This window comes from Gordonia iterans, assembly GCF_002993285.1.
In the GTDB taxonomy this organism is placed as follows: domain Bacteria; phylum Actinomycetota; class Actinomycetes; order Mycobacteriales; family Mycobacteriaceae; genus Gordonia; species Gordonia iterans.
On record NZ_CP027433.1, the window covers coordinates 2065205 to 2080571 of the forward strand.

General features: G+C 68.0%; 16 protein-coding genes. 10 read left to right on the plus strand and 6 right to left on the minus strand.

Annotated elements, in window-relative coordinates:
- The first annotated feature begins 40 nt into the window (after positions 1-40).
- Both C6V83_RS09465 and C6V83_RS09470 read left to right on the plus strand, forming a co-directional pair.
- Complete coding sequence (locus tag C6V83_RS09465) at positions 41-2953, plus strand: DNA translocase FtsK (protein WP_199832481.1); 2913 nt, start codon at positions 41-43, stop codon at positions 2951-2953.
- A 232-nt stretch (positions 2954-3185) separates the two neighbouring features.
- A complete protein-coding gene (locus C6V83_RS09470; protein WP_105942196.1) occupies positions 3186-4181 on the plus strand; it encodes a TerC family protein in 996 nt (331 codons plus the stop codon).
- Here C6V83_RS09470 and C6V83_RS09475 read toward each other — a convergent pair.
- Both C6V83_RS09475 and C6V83_RS09480 read right to left on the minus strand, forming a co-directional pair.
- Complete coding sequence (locus C6V83_RS09475) at positions 4141-4425, minus strand: YciI family protein (RefSeq protein ID WP_105942197.1); 285 nt, start codon at positions 4423-4425, stop codon at positions 4141-4143. The genes C6V83_RS09470 and C6V83_RS09475 overlap by 41 nt on opposite strands.
- Positions 4426-4435: 10 nt before the next feature.
- The gene (locus tag C6V83_RS09480; RefSeq protein ID WP_105942198.1) at positions 4436-5005 is read right to left on the minus strand and encodes an amino-acid N-acetyltransferase; all 570 of its coding nucleotides are present in this window, start codon (positions 5003-5005) and stop codon (positions 4436-4438) included.
- Positions 5006-5102: 97 nt separating this feature from the next.
- On the opposite strand from C6V83_RS09480, the gene pgsA reads away from it, so the two are divergent.
- The 7 genes from pgsA to C6V83_RS09515 all read left to right on the plus strand — a co-directional run bounded on the left by pgsA (position 5103) and on the right by C6V83_RS09515 (position 10166).
- A complete protein-coding gene (gene pgsA, locus C6V83_RS09485; RefSeq protein ID WP_105942199.1) occupies positions 5103-5696 on the plus strand; it encodes a CDP-diacylglycerol--glycerol-3-phosphate 3-phosphatidyltransferase in 594 nt (197 codons plus the stop codon).
- Positions 5697-5843: 147 nt separating this feature from the next.
- Entirely contained in the window at positions 5844-6131 is a 288-nt protein-coding gene (locus tag C6V83_RS09490) for a helix-turn-helix domain-containing protein (RefSeq protein WP_105942200.1), read from the plus strand.
- A gap of 72 nt (positions 6132-6203) precedes the next feature.
- Positions 6204-6992 (plus strand): PspA/IM30 family protein, encoded by a 789-nt coding sequence (locus C6V83_RS09495; RefSeq protein WP_105942201.1) that lies wholly within the window; start codon positions 6204-6206, stop codon positions 6990-6992.
- Positions 6993-7006: 14 nt separating this feature from the next.
- Positions 7007-8230 carry a glycosyltransferase gene (locus tag C6V83_RS09500; RefSeq protein ID WP_108702773.1) on the plus strand — a complete coding sequence of 408 codons (1224 nt, stop codon included), beginning with the start codon at positions 7007-7009 and terminating at the stop codon, positions 8228-8230.
- On the plus strand, positions 8221-8427 hold the full coding sequence (locus C6V83_RS09505) for a DUF3046 domain-containing protein (RefSeq protein ID WP_105942203.1): 207 nt from the start codon (positions 8221-8223) through the stop codon (positions 8425-8427). Before C6V83_RS09500 ends, C6V83_RS09505 begins: the two co-directional genes overlap by 10 nt.
- Before the next feature lie 185 nt (positions 8428-8612).
- Positions 8613-9656 (plus strand): recombinase RecA, encoded by a 1044-nt coding sequence (gene recA / locus C6V83_RS09510; RefSeq protein WP_105942204.1) that lies wholly within the window; start codon positions 8613-8615, stop codon positions 9654-9656.
- A gap of 3 nt (positions 9657-9659) precedes the next feature.
- The gene (locus C6V83_RS09515) at positions 9660-10166 is read left to right on the plus strand and encodes a regulatory protein RecX (RefSeq protein ID WP_105942205.1); all 507 of its coding nucleotides are present in this window, start codon (positions 9660-9662) and stop codon (positions 10164-10166) included.
- 44 nt (positions 10167-10210) lie between these two features.
- Here the strand turns inward: C6V83_RS09515 and C6V83_RS09520 are convergent, their stop codons facing one another.
- Genes C6V83_RS09520 through C6V83_RS09535 form a run of 4 tightly spaced genes read right to left on the minus strand, consistent with a single transcriptional unit; the run spans position 10211 to position 13554 of the window.
- Positions 10211-11143, minus strand: a complete 933-nt coding sequence (locus C6V83_RS09520; protein ID WP_105942206.1) for an amino acid ABC transporter permease — start codon at positions 11141-11143, stop codon at positions 10211-10213.
- A complete protein-coding gene (locus tag C6V83_RS09525) occupies positions 11140-11823 on the minus strand; it encodes an amino acid ABC transporter permease (RefSeq protein WP_105942207.1) in 684 nt (227 codons plus the stop codon). The genes C6V83_RS09520 and C6V83_RS09525 overlap by 4 nt, the downstream gene beginning before the upstream one ends.
- The gene (locus C6V83_RS09530) at positions 11823-12824 is read right to left on the minus strand and encodes a glutamate ABC transporter substrate-binding protein (RefSeq protein WP_105942208.1); all 1002 of its coding nucleotides are present in this window, start codon (positions 12822-12824) and stop codon (positions 11823-11825) included. Before C6V83_RS09530 ends, C6V83_RS09525 begins: the two co-directional genes overlap by 1 nt.
- Position 12825: 1 nt before the next feature.
- Positions 12826-13554 carry an amino acid ABC transporter ATP-binding protein gene (locus tag C6V83_RS09535; RefSeq protein ID WP_105942209.1) on the minus strand — a complete coding sequence of 243 codons (729 nt, stop codon included), beginning with the start codon at positions 13552-13554 and terminating at the stop codon, positions 12826-12828.
- A gap of 215 nt (positions 13555-13769) precedes the next feature.
- Here C6V83_RS09535 and miaB point away from each other — a divergent pair, with 215 nt between their 5' ends.
- A complete protein-coding gene (miaB, locus tag C6V83_RS09540) occupies positions 13770-15323 on the plus strand; it encodes a tRNA (N6-isopentenyl adenosine(37)-C2)-methylthiotransferase MiaB (RefSeq protein WP_105943845.1) in 1554 nt (517 codons plus the stop codon).
- The last annotated feature ends 44 nt before the right edge of the window (positions 15324-15367 follow it).

The following is a 15367-nucleotide window of genomic DNA, read 5'->3' on the forward strand; positions in this document are numbered from 1 at the left end:
GGTGTTACTGGAGTGAACCAGAGGCACTAGGCTTGCAGGCATGGCTTCTCAGGCAAGCACGCGCAGCCGCACGCCCGCATCCGGCCGGAGTTCGGGTTCGTCGCGGTCCGGCGCCGGCAAGACGACGACGCGCGGCGGCTCCGCCCGGACCGCGGGAGCGGCGCGCTCGAGCGGTACGAACCGGTCCGGCTCGTCCCGCGGCCGGACACAGACTGCGACGTCGGCCCCGCGGGGCCGACGAGTCCCGGCTCGGCCCACGCACTCGCAAGAACTGCACCAGCGTCCCTCCGCGCTCGGCGCCGTCGGCCGCGGCATCGGCAAGGGCGTCGCGGGTGCCTGGAATCTGACCGCTCGGGGACTGGGCGCCTCCGCCCGCGTCGGGCTGCGTCCCCAGGCGGATCCGGAAGATCCGGATTACGTGATCGAGCACGTCCGGTCGCCCCGCCGCGACGGCACGGCACTCGCGCTGACCTTGCTGGCGGTCGTGATCGGCGCCGGCTTCTGGTTCGGGGTGCCCGGTGCGGTAGGAGCGTTCGCCGAGGTGCTGGTTCGGGCGGTGATCGGCGCTCTCGGCTACGTCCTGCCGATCGTTCTTCTCGGCATCGCGGTCGCACTGATGCGCAAGGGCGCCAATCCCTCCCGGCGCGTCCGCAACGTGGGCGGGGGAGTGCTGCTGGGCCTGTCCAGCCTCGGACTGGCACACCTTCTGCTCGGTGCGCCGACGGCGTCCGATGCGCGGAACGAGGCCGCGGGTTTCCTCGGGTACGCCGTCGGCTCGCCGCTGACCCAGGCGGTCTCGGTGTGGCTGTCGGTGCCGATCTTCGTCCTGTGCGGCGTGGCCGGCGTCATCGCGCTGAGCGGCCGGACGGTGCGTGAGCTCTATGACGCCGCAGCCGCCTATCTCGGTCTCGGCGCCTACCGGTACGCGGACGAGGACTACGCGGACGAGGACTACGCGGACGAGGACTACGCAGACGAGGACTACCCGGACGAGGACTACCCGGACGACGAGGCATACGGCGCCGGCGACGAGGCGTTCGACGACGAGGCAGCTCACGACGGCGGCGCCTACGACGGGGACTGGCCGGCCGATCCCGACGCCGCCGCGGACTACGGCGATCCGTACCAGAACTATCCGCCGGACGAGCGACGGCGGCAGCGGGCCGGGGGGCGGACCTCGTCGGCCGGCGCGCCGAGGCGTCCGGCCGCGGCGACCGAACGGCCGGCACGCCGCCCGGCCCGGCCCACCGCGGGTGCCGACCGTGACGCACACATGGAAGACCTGATCACCGAGCCGTTGTTGGACGTGCCGCTGGAGGCTCAGGTGACCGAGGTCATCGGCCCGCCGGCCGCGGCACCGAAGCAGGCCGTCGCCCCGCGCGTCAAGGCCAAGCCCAAAGCTGCGCCGGCGCCTCGTGCGAAACCCGTTCCCGCGCGAAGCAACGCTCCGGGCGAGTACCAGCTGCCGTCGACAGCGTTGCTGATCGACGGCGACCCGCCCAAGCGCGGCAGCACCGCGAACGACGACATGATCGACCGCATCAACGGCGTCCTCGAGCAGTTCAAGGTCGACGCTGCCGTGACCGGCTACACGCGCGGCCCGACCGTGACCCGCTACGAGGTGGAGCTCGGCCCGGCGGTCAAGGTGGAGAAGATCACGCAGCTGCAGCGCAACATCGCGTACGCCGTCGCCACGGACAACGTGCGGCTGCTGGCGCCCATCCCGGGCAAGTCGGCGGTGGGCATCGAGGTGCCCAACGCCGACCGGGAGATGGTCCGCCTCGCCGACGTCCTCAATCACCCGGAGACCGTCGCCGATCCGCACCCGATGGTCATCGGCCTGGGCAAGGACATCGAGGGCGATTTCGTCAGCGCCGACCTGGCGAAGATGCCGCACCTGCTGGTCGCCGGCTCCACCGGCTCGGGCAAGTCGAGCTTCGTCAACTCGATGCTGGTGTCGCTGCTGACCAGAGCCACTCCCGAGGACGTCCGGCTGATCCTGATCGACCCGAAGATGGTGGAGCTGACCCCGTACGAGGGCATCCCCCACCTGATCACGCCGATCATCACCGAACCCAAGAAGGCCGCCGCTGCGCTCGCCTGGCTGGTCGAGGAGATGGAGCAGCGCTACCAGGACATGAAGGCCTCGCGGGTGCGGCACATCAACGACTTCAACCAGAAGGTGCGCTCCGGTGAGATCACCACGCCGCTGGGCAGTGAACGGGAGTACAAACCGTATCCGTTCATCCTCGCCGTCGTCGACGAGCTCGCCGACCTGATGATGACCGCACCGCGCGACGTCGAGGATGCGATCGTGCGCATCACGCAGAAGGCGCGCGCGGCGGGCATCCACCTGGTCCTGGCCACCCAGCGCCCGTCGGTGGACGTGGTCACGGGTCTGATCAAGACCAACGTGCCCTCGCGTCTCGCCTTCGCGACCAGCTCCCTGACGGACTCGCGCGTGATCCTGGATCAGCCGGGCGCAGAGAAGCTGATCGGCATGGGCGACGGCCTGTTCATGCCGATGGGCGCCAACAAGCCGATCCGCCTGCAGGGCGCATTCATCACCGATGAGGAGATCAACGCCGTCGTCGAGTTCGCCAAGGAGCAGTCCGAGCCGGAGTTCGTCGACGGGGTCACCGCGGCGAAGGCGGGCGACAAGAAGGAGGTCGACGCCGACATCGGCAACGACCTCGACGACCTGCTGCAGGCGATCGAGCTCGTGGTCTCCAGCCAGTTCGGCTCGACGTCGATGCTGCAGCGCAAACTCCGCGTCGGATTCGCCAAGGCCGGCCGTCTGATGGATCTCATGGAGACGCGCGGCGTCGTCGGGCCGAGCGAGGGCAGCAAAGCCCGCGAGGTGCTGGTCAAGCCCGAGGACCTGGCCGGCGTGATCGCCTCGATCACCGGTGGGGGCGACGACGACGGCGCGGACGAGCCGCCGCCGTTCTGACTGCCGGCCCGGCCGGGCGTGGGAGGCTGCGCTGACCGGGTGATGTGCCGTACCATGAGCGGGACGATCAGGAGGGGAGTATCCCCCCGACGGCGATCTCGTCAATACGCCGGACTTCGTCGCGACGTGCCGATCACCTCGCGACCGGTCCGGCCGGGACGCCGGTCCGCCCCGCGGATGGGAGAGACCTCCAGCATCGCTTCACTCGTTGTTGCGCGCTGGAGGTTGTGACATGGAAGTTTCTGCCCTCGTCTGGGGCATCACCATTCTGGTGATCATCGGATTGTTCGTCTTCGACTTCTTCTCGCACGTGCGAGTGCCCCACGAACCCACCCTCCGGGAGTCCGGATTCTGGTCCGCGGTCTACATCAGCCTCGCGGTGATCTTCGGACTGTTCGTGTGGTGGAAGTGGGGCAGCACCTACGGCGGGGAGTACTTCGCCGGATACGTCACTGAGAAGGCGCTCTCGGTCGACAACCTGTTCGTCTTCGTGATCATCATGAGCAAGTTCATGGTGCCCCGGATCTACCAACAGAAGGTGCTGTTGCTGGGCATCGTGATGGCGCTGATCCTTCGGGCGCTGTTCATCGCCGCCGGCGCCGCCGCGATCGCCGCGTACAGCTGGGTCTTCTACCTGTTCGGCCTGTTCCTGATCCTCACCGCGATCAAGCTCCTGACCGAAAGCGACGAGCCGGTCGAGCACGAGCGCGAGCGGGAAGGCCGGATCGAGCGTTTCGCGAAGCGATTCCTGCGGACCACCGACACATACGACGGCGACAAGTTCTTCACCCGCGAGAACGGCAAGCGGATGGCGACCCCGTTGCTGATGGTGCTGGTCGTCATCGGGTTCACCGACGTGCTGTTCGCTCTCGATTCCATCCCGGCCATCTACGGCCTCACCCAGGAGCCGTACCTGGTGTTCGCGGCCAACGCATTCGCGCTGATGGGCTTGCGTCAGCTGTACTTCCTGATCGGCGGTCTGCTGAACAAGCTGATTTACCTGTCGTTCGGACTCTCGTTCATCCTGGCCTTCATCGGCGTGAAGCTGGTGTTCCACGCCCTCCACGAGAACGAGCTGCCGTTCATCAACGGCGGCGAGCACGTCCCGGTGCCGGAGATCTCGACGCCGCTGAGTCTCGGCGTGATCGGCGGCACGCTGGTGATCACCACGGTCGCGAGCCTGGTGGTCAGCTCCCGAAGGGCCCGTAAAGACTCGCCCACTCCCTGATCCGGGTGTGCGCGATCGCTCCGGCGAGCGCGAACGGATCCCGGGACAGCAGAGCGGCGGCGGCCTGCTCGTCGACGGCCTCGACCACGACGAGCGCGCCGCTGCCGTCGGCGAAGGCGCCCACGGCCAGCACCTCGCCGTCGTCGTGGGCGGCTTTGAGCCAGCGGCGATGCGCGGGACGATGCGCGTCGCGCAGGCTCGCCTGCGCGGGATCGTAGGTGTACTCGACGGCGAAGTTCGGCATGATCGGCAGCCTAGCCGGTCCGATCGGGGCCGGACCGCTGCCCGCGTGACAGGTGCACGATCATGCGGGTGTTGCCGAGGGTGTTGGGTTTGACGAAGCTCAGGTCCAGGAACTCGGCGACGCCGGTGTCGTACGACCGGCACATCTGCTCGTACACCTCGTGAGTCACCGGGGTGCCCTCGATCTCGGCGAAGCCGTGCCGGGAGAAGAAGTCGACCTCGAAGGTGAGAACGAAGACGCGCTCGAGCTCGAGCTGTCGCGCGACGTCGAGCAGCCGGGCGACGATGCGGTGACCGACGCCTCGGCCGGCCGCGGCCGGATCCACCGCGACGGTGCGGACTTCGCCCAGATCGGCCCACATCACGTGGAGCGCGCCGCAGCCGACCACGCGGCCGTCGATCTCGGCCACCCAGAACTCCTGGATCGACTCGTACAGCGTGACCAGGTTCTTGCCCAGCAGGATCTTGCCCGCGTAGATGTCGATGAGTTCCTTGATGCGCGGAACGTCGGACGTGCGTGCGCGGCGAACCGTCGCTCCAGAGCTCTCGGAGGCGGGTTCGATCGGCTGCACATCGGACATGAGAGATCAGGATAGTCTGCGCCGCAGCACGCCCGGATGCGAACGTCTGCGCCCGCCCCCGGACACGCGCGACGGAGCGGGCCGATAGTCTGACTGGGTGACCGATCCCGTTCCCAGTGCGCACCCGCCTGCTCCGACGGTGCCCTTGGTGAACGTGGCGAATGCGCTCACGGTGTTCCGGATCATTCTGGTTCCGGTGTTCGTGGTGGTGCTGTTCGTGGCCGACGGCGCGTCGACGCCGTGGCGGATCGCGGCCTTCGTGATCTTCGCGGTCGCGGCGGTCACCGATCAGCTGGACGGTCGGATCGCGCGGTCGTGGGGTCTGGTGACGGATTTCGGCAAGCTCGCCGATCCGATCGCGGACAAGGCGCTGATCGGCGCCGCGCTGTTGAGTCTGTCGATCCTGGACGTGGTGCCGTGGTGGATCACGGTCGTCATCCTGTTCCGAGAGGTCAGCGTGACCCTGCTCCGCTTCTGGGTAGTCCGGCACGGAGTGATCGCGGCGAGTCAGGGCGGCAAACTCAAGACTCTCCTCCAGTCGATCGGCATCGGCCTGCTGGTGCTGCCGCTGCACGGCGTCGCGTTCGACGTCGCGATGTGGATCCTGTATGCCGCGGTCGTCGTCACCGTGGTGACCGGACTGGACTACGTGTGGCGCGCGGTGGTGCTCCGGCGGCAGGCCGGGGAATAGCCCCGAGACGGCCATGGTTGTATACCCGGAACAGCGCCCACCTTCAGGCGCACCCGTGCCGAAATTCCGATAGGGTCGACGGCACAGAACTTCCGCGGCGCACCGCTCGGTGCGGTCGCGACGACGAACAGCAAGGAGGAGTGGTCGTTGGCACTACTGCTGCGTGAGGCGCTCGGTGACGAACTGCGCCGGCTCCGGACCGACCAGGGGCGCACGCTGCGCGAGGTCTCGACCTCGGCGCGTGTGTCACTGGGATACCTGTCCGAGGTGGAACGCGGTCAGAAGGAGGCGTCGAGCGAACTGCTCGCCGCCATCTGCGACGCCCTCGACACTCCGGTCGGCGCCGTGCTGACCCAGGTCGGCCGTCTGATGACCCCGCAGGTCGTCGAGGTGCTGCCGACCGAGCCCACGCCGGGCGCCCTCGCGGCGGCGTGAGTTCTCCCGCCCGACCCACCAGATCCACGACCGACGCACTACCTGTCCGCACCGAAGGGGAAGAATCCGACCATGGCGAATCCGTTCGTGAAGTTCTGGCGCTACCTGACCGCATGGAGTAACGACCAGATCGACCAGAAGGCCGACCCCCGGATCCAGATCGAGCAGGCCATCGAAGATGCGCAGCGTCAGCACGAGGCGCTGTCCAAGCAGGCGGCCGCCGTCATCGGCAACCAGCGGCAGCTGGAGATGCGGCTGAACCGGCAACTCGAAGAGATCGAGCGGCTGCAGGGCAACGTGCGCCAGGCGCTGACCCTGGCCGATCAGGCTGCGTCGGCCGGTGACACCCGCAAGGCGACCGAGTACACCAACGCCGCCGAGGCCTTCGCCGCGCAGCTGGTGACCGCCGAGCAGAACGTCGAAGACCTCAAGGTGCTGCACGACCAGTCGCTCAACGCGGCGCAGTCGGCCAAGCAGGCCGTCGAGCGCAACGCCATGCAGCTCAAAGGCAAGCTGACCGAGCGCACCAAGCTGCTCAGCCAGCTGGAGCAGGCCAAGATGCAGGAGCAGGTCAGCGCTTCGCTCAATCAGATGAGCGAGCTGACCGCACCGGGCAACACACCGAGTCTGGATCAGGTCCGCGAGAAGATCGAGCGCCGCTACGCGACCGCGCTCGGCTCGGCCGAGCTGGCGCAGGACAGCGTCTCCGGGCGGATGGCCGAGATCGAGCAGGCCGGTGTGCAGATGGCCGGGCATGCGCGTCTGGAGCAGATCCGCCAGAGCATGAGTCTGGAGGCGCCGCGCCAGCAGGCCGATCCGGCGCAGGGTCAGGCCGCACCGCAGGGACAGGCCGACAACTGACTCGTGTCGCGTTCGTGGCCGGCTCGGACGCCGGTCACGCCCTCGCGAGTCTCGGTCTCGCCGCCCGGTTCGCTGCGGCAGGCGACGAGACCGTGGTTTACACCGGCTTGCGTTGGCAGGCCGCCGCGGCGCGGCGGGGTCTGACCGTTCGCGAGTTGCCGGGGCTGGCCGCACGGCCGGACGACGACGATGCCGACGCCGGTGCCAAGCTGAGCACTCGCGCGGCCCGGATGGCGGTCGAGCTGGCACCGATGCTGGCTCTGGACGACGCCGAGCTGGTGGTGAGCGACTCGATCACGCTCGCCGGAGGCTGGGCCGCGGAGCTGACCGGCGTGCCGTGGATCGAACTCTCCTCGCATCCGCTCTACGACCAGTCGCGGGGCCTGCCGCCGATCGGCGCGGGCCTTCCGGCGGGTACCGGATGGCGCGGCCGGCTGCGCGACTCCGCCTTCCGCGCGCTGAGCGCACCGGCCGCGGCCCGGGGAAGGGCGCAGCGCCGCACCGCGCGGCGCGGTATCGGGCTGACGGCGCAGGCGGGTCCCGCCGCCCGCTTCGTGGCGACCCTGCCTGGACTGGAGGTGCCGCGTCCGGACTGGCCGGAACGGACCTTCTTGATCGGCCCTCAGTTCTTCGAGCCGACCGACGACGAGTTCGCGGTCCCGTCCGGAGACGGGCCGCTCGTCCTGGTGTGTCCGTCCACCGCGGAGAGCGGCAACGCCGGCTTCGCCGCCACGGTGCTCGGCGCCTTCGCCCAATCGGCGGCGTGCCGACACGGCGACCGCCCGCGGCTCGTCTACTCCGCACTGCAGCCGCCGACGGACGTCGAGGAGATCCCGGAAGGCCTGGTCGCCGGACTCGGTCGGCAGGACCTCCTGTTGGCGCAGGCCGACCTGGTGATCTGCGGTGGCGGGCACGGACTGCTCGCCAAAGCGCTGTCGGCGGGCGTTCCGGTGATCACCGTGCCCGGCGGGGGAGACCAATGGGAGCTGGCGTGCCGGGTCCAGCGCGCCGGCGCCGGAATCACCGTTCGTCCGGTGACCCGTGAGGCCGTCGCCGCGGCGGTCCGGACGATCCTCGGCGACCCGTCGTACGCGGCTGCGGCCCGCCGGATCGGCCACACCGTCCGGCAGACGGTCGATCCGGTCGCCGTCGCACACCGGCTTCTCACCGAGTCGAATCGTCAGCGGCCGTGTCCCAACGTCCGAGCGCCGCAGAACGGGGAGCTGACATGCGGCTGACCGAGTTCACCGAGTTCATGCACAACGAGTTCGGCCAGCGTACGGCGGACGCCATGCTCGTCGACCACGTGATCCCCGAGTTGGGCGGCCGTACCGGTGCCGAGGCCATCGAGGCGGGCATCGACCCGCGCGAGGTGTGGCGGGCGCTGTGCCGTGACTTCGACGTGCCGCCTGAGCGCTGGTGGCCCGACCTCTGATCGCGGCTCCGGTCCGGCGTGTCGACTTGCGCTCGAACATCTGTTCGCTGATCCTGGAATGGAACCGAACAGCGGCCTGGCGCGTCTAAACAGCAACCGGGCTCGCCGCGGACCGGAACGGAATTGTCAGAGGTCTCCACTACCTTGTGGGCATGGCTGGCAAGAAGACGAATCGAGGAAAGAACATGGCGCTCTCACCGGATCGCGAGAAGGCACTGGACCTGGCCCTCGCCCAGATCGAGAAGAACTACGGCAAGGGCTCGGTCATGCGGCTGGGGGAGGACAACCGCCCGCCGATGGAGGTGATCCCGACCGGATCCGTGGCCCTGGACGTCGCCCTCGGCGTGGGCGGGCTGCCCCGCGGCCGCATCGTGGAGGTCTACGGGCCGGAGTCCTCGGGTAAGACCACCGTGGCCCTGCACGCGGTGGCCAGCGCCCAGGCCGCCGGCGGCACGGCCGCGTTCATCGACGCCGAGCACGCGCTGGACCCGGAGTACGCGGCCAAGCTGGGGGTCGACGTCGATTCGCTGCTGGTCTCGCAACCGGACACCGGAGAGCAGGCACTGGAGATCGCCGACATGCTGATCCGGTCGGGTGCCCTGGACATCCTGGTGATCGACTCGGTCGCCGCGCTGGTGCCCAAGGCCGAGATCGAGGGCGAGATGGGCGACAGCCACGTCGGTCTGCAGGCCCGTCTGATGAGCCAGGCGCTGCGCAAGATGACGTCCGGTCTCAACAACTCGAACACCACCGCGATCTTCATCAATCAGCTGCGTGAGAAGATCGGCGTCATGTTCGGCTCTCCGGAGACCACGACCGGCGGCAAGGCGCTCAAGTTCTACGCCTCGGTGCGCCTGGACGTGCGGCGGATCGAGACCCTGAAGGACGGCACCGACGCCGTGGGCAACCGGACGCGCGTCAAGGTCGTCAAAAACAAGGTGGCCCCGCCGTTCAAGCAGGCCGAGTTCGACATCCTCTACGGTCACGGCATCAGCCGTGAGGGCTCGCTGATCGACATGGGCGTGGCCGAGGGCTTCATCCGCAAGTCGGGTTCGTGGTTCACCTACGAGGGCGACCAGCTGGGCCAGGGCAAGGAGAACGCCCGCCGGTTCCTCCTGGAGAACCCCGACATCGCGGCCGAGATCGAGCTCAAGATCAAGAGCAAGCTGGGCATCGGTGCGGGCTTCGAGGATCTCGACGAGCCGGTCCCGGCCCCGGTCGACTTCTGATCCATGGGCCCTGAGTCGGCGTCGGCCGGAGGGTCCGCCTGGGACTCGGCGTTGCGCCTACTCGGTGTGCGCGCCCGGAGTCGTGCCGAGATCCGTGAACGGCTGACCCGGCGGGGATTCGGCGAGGAGACCGTCGACGACGTCGTGCGCCGACTCGAAGAGTCCGGCCTCGTCGACGACGACGACTTCGCCCACCAATGGGTGGAGTCACGTCACCGGCACTCCGGCCGCGGTCGTCTCGCCCTGCGGCGCGAACTCCGGGCCAAAGGGGTGGCGTCTCACACCGTCGAGGCGGCGCTCGCCGAGATCGAACCCGGCGACGAGCGCGCTCAGGCCGCCGCCCTCGCGGCGAAGAAGCTGGCGTCGTCGTCGCTGGATCTGACCGATCGCGCCGACCGCGCCAAGGCGTTCCGCCGGCTGTCCGGTGCCCTCGGCCGGCGCGGGTTTCCGCCGGAGGTGATCTCGTCGGTGGTGTCCGAGACGATCGCCGACGCCCACTCGAACGAGTGAGCGTCGGCGCTGCCGGGTGAGGCGTCTCGGCGACCGGTACCGGTTCAGAAGTGCCGTTCCGGGTGGTTCGGCGGCTTCGGGTGCTCGGTGCCGCTGAAACCCGGCACGTTCTCCATCGCCTTGAGATCGGCCACGTCGGGGTCGGGGACGTTCCGTTTGCGCCGGCCGCTGCGCAGTCGCTTCTCCAGATAGTTGGCCAGGCCGGTCAGTGCGAAGTTGATGATGATCATGATCGCGGCGACCACCAGCAGCGACGGCAGGTAGTTGCCGTAGAACGACGCGGACTTGATGCCCGAGCGCACCACTTCGATGTAGCCCACGGCGTAGCCGAGTGCGCTGTCCTTCAAAGCGACCACCATCTGCGCCACGAGAGCCGGGAGCATGGCTGTGACGGCCTGCGGGAGAAGCACCAGCCACATGGTCTGCGACTTGCGCATGCCGATCGACTGTGCGGCCTCGGTCTGTCCGCGGGGCAGCGACTGGATGCCGGCTCGGAGGATCTCCGCCAGCACCGAGCCGTTGTAGATCGTCAGGCCGAAGACCACCGCCGCGAAGGCGAGCTGCGACGACGGGAAAAGCGCGTACGCCGCGAACAGGAAGTACGCGAAGTAGATCAGGATCAGCACCGGGATGGCACGGAAGATCTCGACGATGGTTCCGCACGTGGCCCGCACCCAGGTGTGGTCGGACAGCCGTCCGATGCCCAGAAGCGTGCCGAGAATGATCGCCAGGACGATCGAGAGTGCGGCGGCCTTGATGGTGCCCCACAGGCCGGGGAGCAGCCAGGTGGTCCAGGTGTCCCACTTGATGAAGGGGTCCCACTTCTCGGCGGTCAGCTGGCCGTTGCCCTGCAAGACCAGGACGATCCAGACCACCAACGCGATCACCGCAGCGCCGAACACGATCGTGATGATCCGGTTGCGCATCCGGGCCTTGGGACCCGGAGCGTCGTAAAGAACCGTTGCGCGAGTACTCATCGCTTCACCGCCCAGCGCTTAGCCGCCCAGCCGAAGATCAAGCCTTCGATGAGCGTGATGATCATGAAACCGATTGCGAACACGGCGAAGATGACGAGGATCTGATCGGCGAAGTTCTCCAACTCCTCTTTCATCAGCAGTGCGGCCTCGCCGACGCCGATGATCGAGGCGATCGTGGTGTTCTTGGTCAACGCGATCAGCACCGAACCCATCGGGGCGATCACTGCGCGCAACGCTTGCGGCAGGATGATCAGCCCGAACACCTGGGAGAATCCCAGACCGATCGAACGTGCGGCCTCGGCCTGACCGAGCGGGACGGTGTTGAATCCGGCGCGCAGGGTCTCGCAGACGAAGGTCGAGGTGTACAGGATGAAACCGAGGACCGCGAGGCGGAAGTTGTTGTTCTCGATGAAGTTCGCGTTGTCGGCGGCCAGGGCCAGGCCGAGGTTCTGGTAGAGGCCGATCGAGCACAACAAGATGATCAGGGTGAGCGGTGTGTTCCGGACGACGTTGACGTAGACCGTCGCGAAGCCGCGCATCACCGGGACGGGGGAGACCTTCATGCCCGCGAGCAGCACACCCCAGATGAGGGACCCGATCGCCGACCAGAAGGTCAGTTGAATGGTGATCCAGAAGGCGGGCCACAGTTGCGGCCCCATCTCCTGCCAGAGGTCGTTCACTACTGCGCTCCTTCCGGGCACGGCGTGGGCTCGGTATCCAGGAAGCTCAGGTCGCCAGGCGTCGGGAAGAACTTGTACTGGGAGTCGGGGGCGTCCGCGCGCGCGATCATCTCGTCGACCGTGGCGTCGCCGACCGAGTCACGCAGGCTCTGCTCCCAGGGAGACATCCCGCCTTCGGCGGGCCGTTCCATCATCTTGGTGAGCGCCGTGTTGACGGCCTCGACCGCTGCCGGATATTCCTGTGCCATGCCGATGCCGTAGTACTCGGTGGAGAACGGCGTGCCGGCCGTCTTCCACTTGCCGTCGACACAGGCGTCCGCCGGGTAGGTCATGGGCACCAGCTTGAATTCGTTCTTCCAGCGGTCGGCATAGCCGGCCAGGATGACCTCGTCGGTGGTCACCGCGTCGACCTTGCCCCGGCGCAGCGCCTCCACGCACGACGAGTAGGAGTCGTACTCCTGCAGCTGGACGCCGGGCAGTTGTGCCTTGACGTTCTGGGCGGGCGTCGAACCGGCGACCGAGCAGAGCTTCTTGCCGTCGTTCAGGTCCTCCAGCGAGGCGACGGTGTCGTCGTCCTTGCGGGTCATCAGCCCCTGATAGGTGATGAAGTAGGGCCCGGCGAACGCGACGTCCTTCATCCGGTTCGCGGTGATCGAATAGGTGGCGGCGATGGTGTCGACCTCGCCGTTGCGGATGAAGGTCTCGCGCTGGGCCGACGGCGTCTCTTTCCACGTGATCGTCGGATGCGGCACGCCCATCTGATCGGCGAGCGTGTTCACGACGAAAGTGGAGACCGAGGCGTCGAAGCCGGTGATGCCGCCGCCCGGATTCTGCAGGCCCAGGCCGGGCTGATCGAACTTGGTGCCCAGGACGACGCTTCCCGACCGGATGTCGGCCTCGAGGTCGCGAGGGCCGGTGCTGCCGCCGCAGGCGACCAGCACTCCGGTCAGGACGGTCGCCGCGGCCGCGAGCCCGCTGATTCGTCGAAGTCTGCGGCCCATGTCAGTGACCCAGGATCTTCGAGAGGAAGTCGCGCGCGCGGTCGGACTCCGGCCGGTTGAAGAAGCTCTCCGGATCGGTGTCCTCCACGAGCTGGCCGTCGGCCATGAACAAGATCCGGTCGGCGGCTTTGCGGGCGAATCCCATCTCGTGCGTCACCACCACCATCGTCATGCCTTCGCGGGCCAGGGAGACCATCACGTCGAGCACCTCGCTGACCATCTCCGGATCCAGCGCGGAGGTGGGTTCGTCGAACAGCATCACCTTCGGGGTCATGGCGAGCGAGCGGGCGATGGCCACGCGCTGCTGCTGGCCGCCGGACAGTTGGGCCGGATACTTGTCCTTCTGGCTGGCGACTCCGACCCGTTCGAGTAGTTCCAACGCACGCTTCTCCGCCTCGTCCTTCTTGGTCTTGCGGACCCTGATCGGGCCGAGCGTCACGTTCTCCAGGATCGTCTTGTGCGCGAAGAGGTTGAACGACTGGAACACCATGCCCACGTCCGCGCGCAGGCGGGCGAGGTCCTTGCCCTCCGCAGGCAGGAGCTCGCCCTCGATCCGGATCTCGCCTTCGTCGATCGGCTCGAGGCGGTTGATGGTGCGGCACAGAGTCGACTTGCCCGAACCGGACGGGCCCAGTACCACGACGACCTGGCCGCGCGGAATGGCGAGGTCGACGTCTTTCAGGACGTGAAGATCGCCGTAGTGCTTCTGCACTTCCGTCATGGCGATCATGGGAGTGTCGCTCGGTGGTGTCATGGTTGTCGACCCTAAACGCGGCGAGGGCACCTGTCCCGCGGACACGAAAATGGTTGACGCAACGGAAACATCCTCGCCCGCACGGAACACCGCGTGACGGGCCGATTTGCCACCGTCCGTACTCTGGAGGAGTGAGCAATGCCTGTGTCGAGGAGAGTCGCGGCGCTTCCGTCGAGCAGAGTCGGGACGCCCTGGATGACCGTATCCGGCCCGAGGCCGACGGCACGCCGCGTTCCTACTCCGTACGGACCTACGGCTGCCAGATGAACGTGCACGATTCCGAGCGCATCGCCGGACTCCTGGAGGACGCCGGGTACGTCCGCGCCGAACCGGACGCCGAGGCGGACCTGGTGGTGTTCAACACCTGTGCGATCCGGGAGAACGCCGACAACAAGCTCTACGGGAATCTCTCGCACCTGGCGCCGGTCAAGGAACGACGGCCCGGCATGCAGATCGCGGTCGGCGGCTGCCTGGCGCAGAAGGACAAGGACTCGGTCCTGACTCGGGCGCCGTGGGTCGACGTCGTCTTCGGCACCCACAACATCGGCTCGCTCCCGGTGCTCCTGGAGCGGGCCCGTCACAACGAGGACGCCCAGGTGGAGATCCTCGACTCGCTGGAGGCCTTTCCGTCGACGCTGCCGGCTAAACGCGAGTCCGCCTACGCGGGGTGGGTGTCGGTGTCGGTCGGCTGCAACAACACCTGCACGTTCTGCATCGTCCCGTCACTGCGCGGCAAGGAGGTCGACCGCCGTCCGGGAGACGTGCTTGCCGAGGTGCAGGCACTGGTCGATCAGGGTGTCCTCGAAGTGACGCTGCTCGGCCAGAACGTGAACGCTTACGGGATGTCGTTCGCCGATCCGGAGATTCCACGCAACCGCGGGGCGTTCGCGGAACTGCTGCGTGCCTGCGGAAAGATCGACGGCCTCGAGCGCGTGCGCTTCACCTCCCCGCACCCGGCCGAGTTCACCGACGACGTCATCGAGGCGATGGCACAAACGCCGAACGTCTGCCCCCAACTGCACATGCCGCTGCAGTCCGGCTCGGATCGCGTACTCAAAGCGATGCGCCGCAGCTACCGAAGGACCAAGTTCCTGGGCATCCTCGACCGGGTCCGCGCGGCTATGCCGCACGCCGCGATCACCACCGACATCATCGTCGGGTTCCCCGGCGAGACGGAAGCGGATTTCCAGCAGACCCTCGACGTGGTCGAGGCCGCGCGCTTCTCCAGTGCCTTCACTTTCCAGTACTCGCCCCGGCCGGGGACTCCGGCCGCGACCATGGCCGACCAGGTTCCTCCGGACGTGGTGAAAGACCGCTATCAGCGACTCATCGCTCTGCAGGAGCGAATCTGCCTCGACGCCAATCGAGAACTGGTCGGCACCGAGGCCGAGTTGCTGGTCGTCGCCGACGAGGGCCGCAAGAACTCGGCCACCGGCCGGATGTCCGGCCGGGCGCGCGACGGGCGCCTGGTGCACTTCCGCCCGGACCTTCGTCAGGTGCCGGGGGCGGCTGACGGTATCCGCCCCGGCGACGTGGTGCACACCACGATCACCGGTGCTGCCCCGCACCATCTGGTGGCCGACGACGGGATCGTGGCGCACCGGCGCACCCGGGCTGGCGACGCGCACGAGCGCGGCGCGACTCCGACCACCGCACCCGTCGGCGTCGGACTCGGCCTGCCGACGCTGGGGCGCAAGCCGATCGCCGAACCGGCGGTCGTCTGCGGCGGGGGCGCGTGCGGATGAGCTCCGAAGACACGGGCCGGACGAGCGACGACGATCCCAGACAG